The sequence below is a fragment of the Falsiroseomonas sp. RANM36 genome (assembly GCF_056682175.1).
The window spans coordinates 176,753-181,242 of the sequence record NZ_JBWXTD010000006.1 but is presented as its reverse complement, the minus strand read 5'-3'; the positions used below and the strand labels follow the sequence as shown (position 1 = coordinate 181,242).

Below are 4,490 nucleotides of genomic sequence, written 5' to 3'. Positions count from 1 at the left end.
GCGGTGACGATCTGCCTCGCCGACGAGGTGGACGTGGCGCGCGGCGACGTCCTCGCCCCGCTCGCCGACCGGCCGGAGGTGACCGACCAGTTTGCCGCCCACCTGCTGTGGATGGACGAGGAGGCACTGCTGCCGGGCCGCCAGTACCTCGCGCGCTTCGGCAATCTCTGGACCACCGCCTCGGTCACCGCCATCAAGCACAAGGTGGACGTCAACACGCTGGAGCAGCAGCCGGCGAAGAAGCTGGCCTTCAACGAGATCGCGGTCTGCAACCTGGCGCTCGCGCAGCGCGTGCCGCTCGATCCCTATGCCGAGAACCGCGCGACGGGCGCCTTCATCCTGGTGGACCGCTTCACCAACCGCACCGCCGGCGCCGGGATGGTGGACTTCGCGCTGCGCCGCGCCACCAACATCCACGCCGAGGAATTCCTGGTGGACAAGGCGGCGCGCGCCGCGCTCGATCACCAGAAGCCGCTGGTTCTGTGGTTCACCGGCCTCTCGGGCTCCGGCAAGTCCACCATCGCCAAGCTGGTGGAGAAGGCGCTGCACGCCGAGGGGCGGCACACCTACACGCTCGACGGCGACAACCTCCGCCACGGCCTCAACCGCGACCTCGGCTTCACCGACCAGGACCGCGTGGAGAACATCCGCCGCGTGGGCGAGGTGGCCAAGCTCTTCGTGGATGCGGGGCTGATCGTGCTGTGCAGCTTCATCTCGCCCTTCCGCGCCGAGCGCCGGATGGTGCGGGAGCTGATGCAGCCGGGCGAGTTCCTCGAGGTCTTCGTGGACACGCCGATCGAGGAATGCATGAAGCGCGACCCGAAGGGCCTCTACGCGAAGGCCGTGCGGGGCGCGATCGCCAACTTCACCGGCGTCTCCTCGCCCTACGAGGCGCCGGAGGCGCCGGAGCTGCGCATCGACACGCTCGGCCTCACGCCCGAGCAATCCGCCGAGCTGGTGCTCGCCCATGTCCGGCGCATCCTCGACGCCTGAGGCGGCCGCGGCGGGCCCGATGCGGCTGCTCTTCGAGGGCAGCTTCGCGGCCTATTTCCGCGCCGCGGCGCCCGCCGAGGGGCCGGTCGTGTTCGTGCATGTCCCGAAGACCGCCGGCACCTCGCTGCGGCGGGAGATCGCGACCATCCTGCAGCCGGACGTGAACATCGTCGTGGACTACACCGACACCGCGCGCAGCTTCCATGAGCGCATGGACCAGGCGGTGGAGCGGTTCCTGGCGCAGGCCGCGGAAGGCCCGGTGCGCTTCGCCTCCGGCCATATCCTGGCGCGCCATGTCGCGCGCATCCGCGCCGCGCTGCCCGGCACCCGCCTCGTCACCTTCCTGCGCGAGCCGGTCAGCCGCGTGATCTCCGACTACCGCTACCAGGGATCGCCGCGCCATCCGGTGCATGCCGAGTTCACCGCGCGGGTGCCCGATCTCGACGCCTATCTCGCGCTCGCCTCGGAGCGCAACAAGACGGCCGAGCACCTGGTCCCGCGCGAGATCCTGGACAGCGGCGATCCAGCTTCCTGCGTCGCGCATGTGCTGGCGACCTACGACTTCATCGGCGTGCAGGAGATGTATCCGCTCTGCTTCCGCGTGCTGACGACGCTGCTCGGGTCGCCGGCCTGGCCGACCGTGCGCGAGAATGTCGGCGCGGAGGAGGAGGGCGCGCGCGCCGTGCCGGAGGAGGTGGCGGCGCGCATCCGCGCGGCGAACCCGCTCGACGTCGCGATCTACGAGGCCGTGGCGCCCCGCTGGCAGCGGGTGCGCGACGCGCTGGCCAAGCGCCTGGCATGAGCGCCGCCCGCCTGCTCCTCGCCGGCCGCTTCGAGGCCTGGCTCGCGCCGCGCGAGGCGCCGCCGCTCTGGCTGTTCGTGCATGTGCCGAAGACCGCGGGCAGCTCGCTCGCGGCCGACCTCGCCGCGCTGATCCCGCCCTATCGCAGCATCCACATCGACCATCTCGACCGCTCGCGCCCGGCGCCAGAGCGCTACGACACCGTCACCGAGGCCTTCATCGCCGCGCAGGCCGCCTCGCCCAGCCGGATCGCCTCCGGCCATGTGCAGTTCCGCCATGTGCAGCGCATCCTGCAGGCGATCCCGGGCACCGCCCTGTTCACCATGCTGCGCGAGCCGGTCTCGCGCCTCGTCTCCGACTATCTCTACCAGCGCTCGACGATGCATCCCCTGGCCGCCGAGGTGCGCGCGCGCATCCCCGATTTCGCCGCCTTCGTCGAGCTGAAGGGCCAGCGCAACCGCATCGCGCGCCACCTGCTGCCGCCGCGCATGGTGCAGGAGGGCGACATCGCCGCCGGCCTCGCCGCGCTGCGCAACCGCTACGCCTTCGTCGGCGTGCAGGAGCGCTACGCGCTGGGCTATCGCGCGCTCACCACGCTGCTCGCCGGCAGGCCCTCCGCGCCGGCTGCGCGCAAGCGGGTGAACGACGGCGCGGCGGAGGACAAGGAGGCGGTGATGCGCGCGCTGGAGGATCCGGCGCTGCAGGCGCGGATCGAGGAGCTGAACGCCTTCGACCTCGGCATCCACCGGGCGATCGCCGCCGACTGGGAGGCGATCGCCGCGCCGCTCGCCGCCTTCCTCGATGCGCGGGCGCCGGCCGCCGCCTGAGCCCGCCCGTCTCGACCCGTGCCGGCGGCGGGTGCATAGCAGGGCGGCATACCCGGGAGTTCCGACGCATGACGCCATCAGACATCGCTCGCGTGCAGGCCTATCTGCGGCGCCTGCTCGGTTCGGAGCGGATCAGCCTCGTGGCGCCGGCGCGCAAGGGGATGTCGGTGGAGGTGATGGTGCAGGACGAGGTGATCGGCACCGTCCATCGCGACGACGAGGAAGGCGAGGTCTCCTACGCGGTGCACATCACCGTGCTGGAGGAGGACCTGCCGGCCCCGCCGGCTGCCGGCGCGGCCGCCCCGCGGCGGAAGTAGCCGCGCGGCCCCTCAGCCGGGGCGCCCGGCGCCGCGCGCCGCCGCCACCGCCTCGGTCACGCGGCGGGCCAGGCCGATCCAGGGCTCGGCCTCGGCCGCGTCCAGCCGCGCCGCGCGGCTGGCCTGTCCCGCGATCTCCGGCAGCACGTCCATCAGCGCGGCGATCAGCGCCCGGTCATGCGGCGTGCCGAGGGCGGCCAGCGCCAGGGCCGTGACCTCGGTCTCGAGCCGCCAGAACGGGCCGTAGCCGTCGCTGCCGCCTTCCGGCCAGACATCGAACATCGGCGGCCAGCCCTTGGCCTGGCGGAATTCCAGCCCGGCGACGCCGCGGCGCTCGAACAGCTTCAGCCGCACCTGCCGCCACAGCCCCGCGGCGGAGACCAGCCCGCTGATCGCCACGTCCAGGTGGCGATAGCCGGAGCCGGCATTGTCGAGATGCTGGTTGAGGCGCAGCTCCTGGAAGCCCGTGGCGGCGGCGGGCATGCGCGGCGGCACCGGCCCGCCGGCCGCGCGCGGCAGGGCCAGCGCGGCCCGGCCATGTCCGCCGGGCGCGGCCGGCGGCGGCAGCGGGGCCGGCGGCGCGCTGCGCCAGGCCGGCAGGGTCGGTCCGTAGGGCATCGCGACGGCGTAGCGCCCGCGCCCGGCGGCGATCTCGGCCGGCGGCGCCACGCGCCGCTCCCCGGCCGCGCCGGCGACCAGCGCCAGGCTCTCCACCTCGACCAGCGCCGGCCGCCGCCCTTGGTGGCGCAGCCCCAGACGCGGCGCCGCCATCCCGCCCTGGGGCAGGGGCAGGGCAAGCTCGGCGCGCGGGCCGACCGGGCGCCAGCCGGTGCCCGATGCGCCCTGCGCGCCCTCCACCGCGAGCGCCGCCTCCATGCCGGCTTCCGCACCGACCGGCCGCAACAGCCGCAGCCGCAGCAGGTCCGCCGGCCCGACCGGCAGCGGCGGCAGGCGGAGCAGCATCTCGCCGCCCGCCGGCAGCTCGAGCATGAGGCGCGGCGCCTCCTCGCCCACGCCGACCAGCTCGGCCCGCGCGCCCTCCGGCACCGCCTCGGCCAGCAGCGCGGCCGGCAGGGGCAGCGGCAGGGAAGGGCGGAGCGCGCCCATGGCGGGCCAGTCGAAATGCCGCGGCAGCACCGACCAGCCCGGCCCCGCTACCCAGAGGCGCAGCGCCAGCCCCGCCTGCGGCCGGTCGGCCACCAGCGAGAGCAGCGGCGGCGCCTCCGCCGCATCGGTCGAGACCTCCAGCACCGCCTCGGCCGCCGTCTCCGCCGCCGGCTCGGGCAGGTCGAGCGCGAGCCAGCCGGCGCGCCGTGCCGCCTCGGGCACGCGCCAGCTGCCGGCCACCCGCTCGCCGTCCAGCAGCCGGACATGCAGCCCGCCGGTGCCCGGCATCGCCAGGTGCAGCTCCACCGTGCAGATCCCCGCCGCGGTGCGGCCGAGCGCCTGCGTCGCGGGCGGCGCCGCGGCGGCCGCGCCGATCGGCGCCAGTTCCAGCGCCAGCGCCGGCCGCGGCGGCGCGCCGCCGCGCGCGCGCCGCCGGCGGCGGCG

General features: G+C 75.1%; 5 protein-coding genes. 4 read left to right on the top strand and 1 reads right to left on the bottom strand.

Annotated elements, in window-relative coordinates; genetic code table 11:
- From cysC to AC1MIR_RS22400, 4 genes are all read left to right on the top strand, one after another.
- Positions 1 to 993 (top strand): adenylyl-sulfate kinase (gene cysC, locus AC1MIR_RS22415; RefSeq protein WP_480030408.1); only part of this gene is annotated, 993 nt, incomplete at its 5' end.
- A 19-nt stretch (positions 994 to 1,012) separates the two neighbouring features.
- Positions 1,013 to 1,795, top strand: a complete 783-nt coding sequence (locus AC1MIR_RS22410) for a hypothetical protein (protein ID WP_480030407.1) — start codon at positions 1,013 to 1,015, stop codon at positions 1,793 to 1,795.
- Positions 1,792 to 2,622: a sulfotransferase family protein gene (locus AC1MIR_RS22405; RefSeq protein WP_480030406.1), complete on the top strand. Its 831-nt coding sequence runs from the start codon at positions 1,792 to 1,794 to the stop codon at positions 2,620 to 2,622. The genes AC1MIR_RS22410 and AC1MIR_RS22405 overlap by 4 nt, the downstream gene beginning before the upstream one ends.
- Positions 2,623 to 2,690: 68 nt before the next feature.
- Positions 2,691 to 2,939 carry a DUF3126 family protein gene (locus AC1MIR_RS22400; RefSeq protein WP_480030405.1) on the top strand — a complete coding sequence of 83 codons (249 nt, stop codon included), beginning with the start codon at positions 2,691 to 2,693 and terminating at the stop codon, positions 2,937 to 2,939.
- Positions 2,940 to 2,951: 12 nt separating this feature from the next.
- On the opposite strand, the gene AC1MIR_RS22395 is transcribed toward AC1MIR_RS22400, so the two are convergent.
- On the bottom strand, positions 2,952 to 4,490 hold a 1,539-nt coding region (locus AC1MIR_RS22395), incomplete at its 5' end, for a DUF6212 domain-containing protein (protein WP_480030404.1).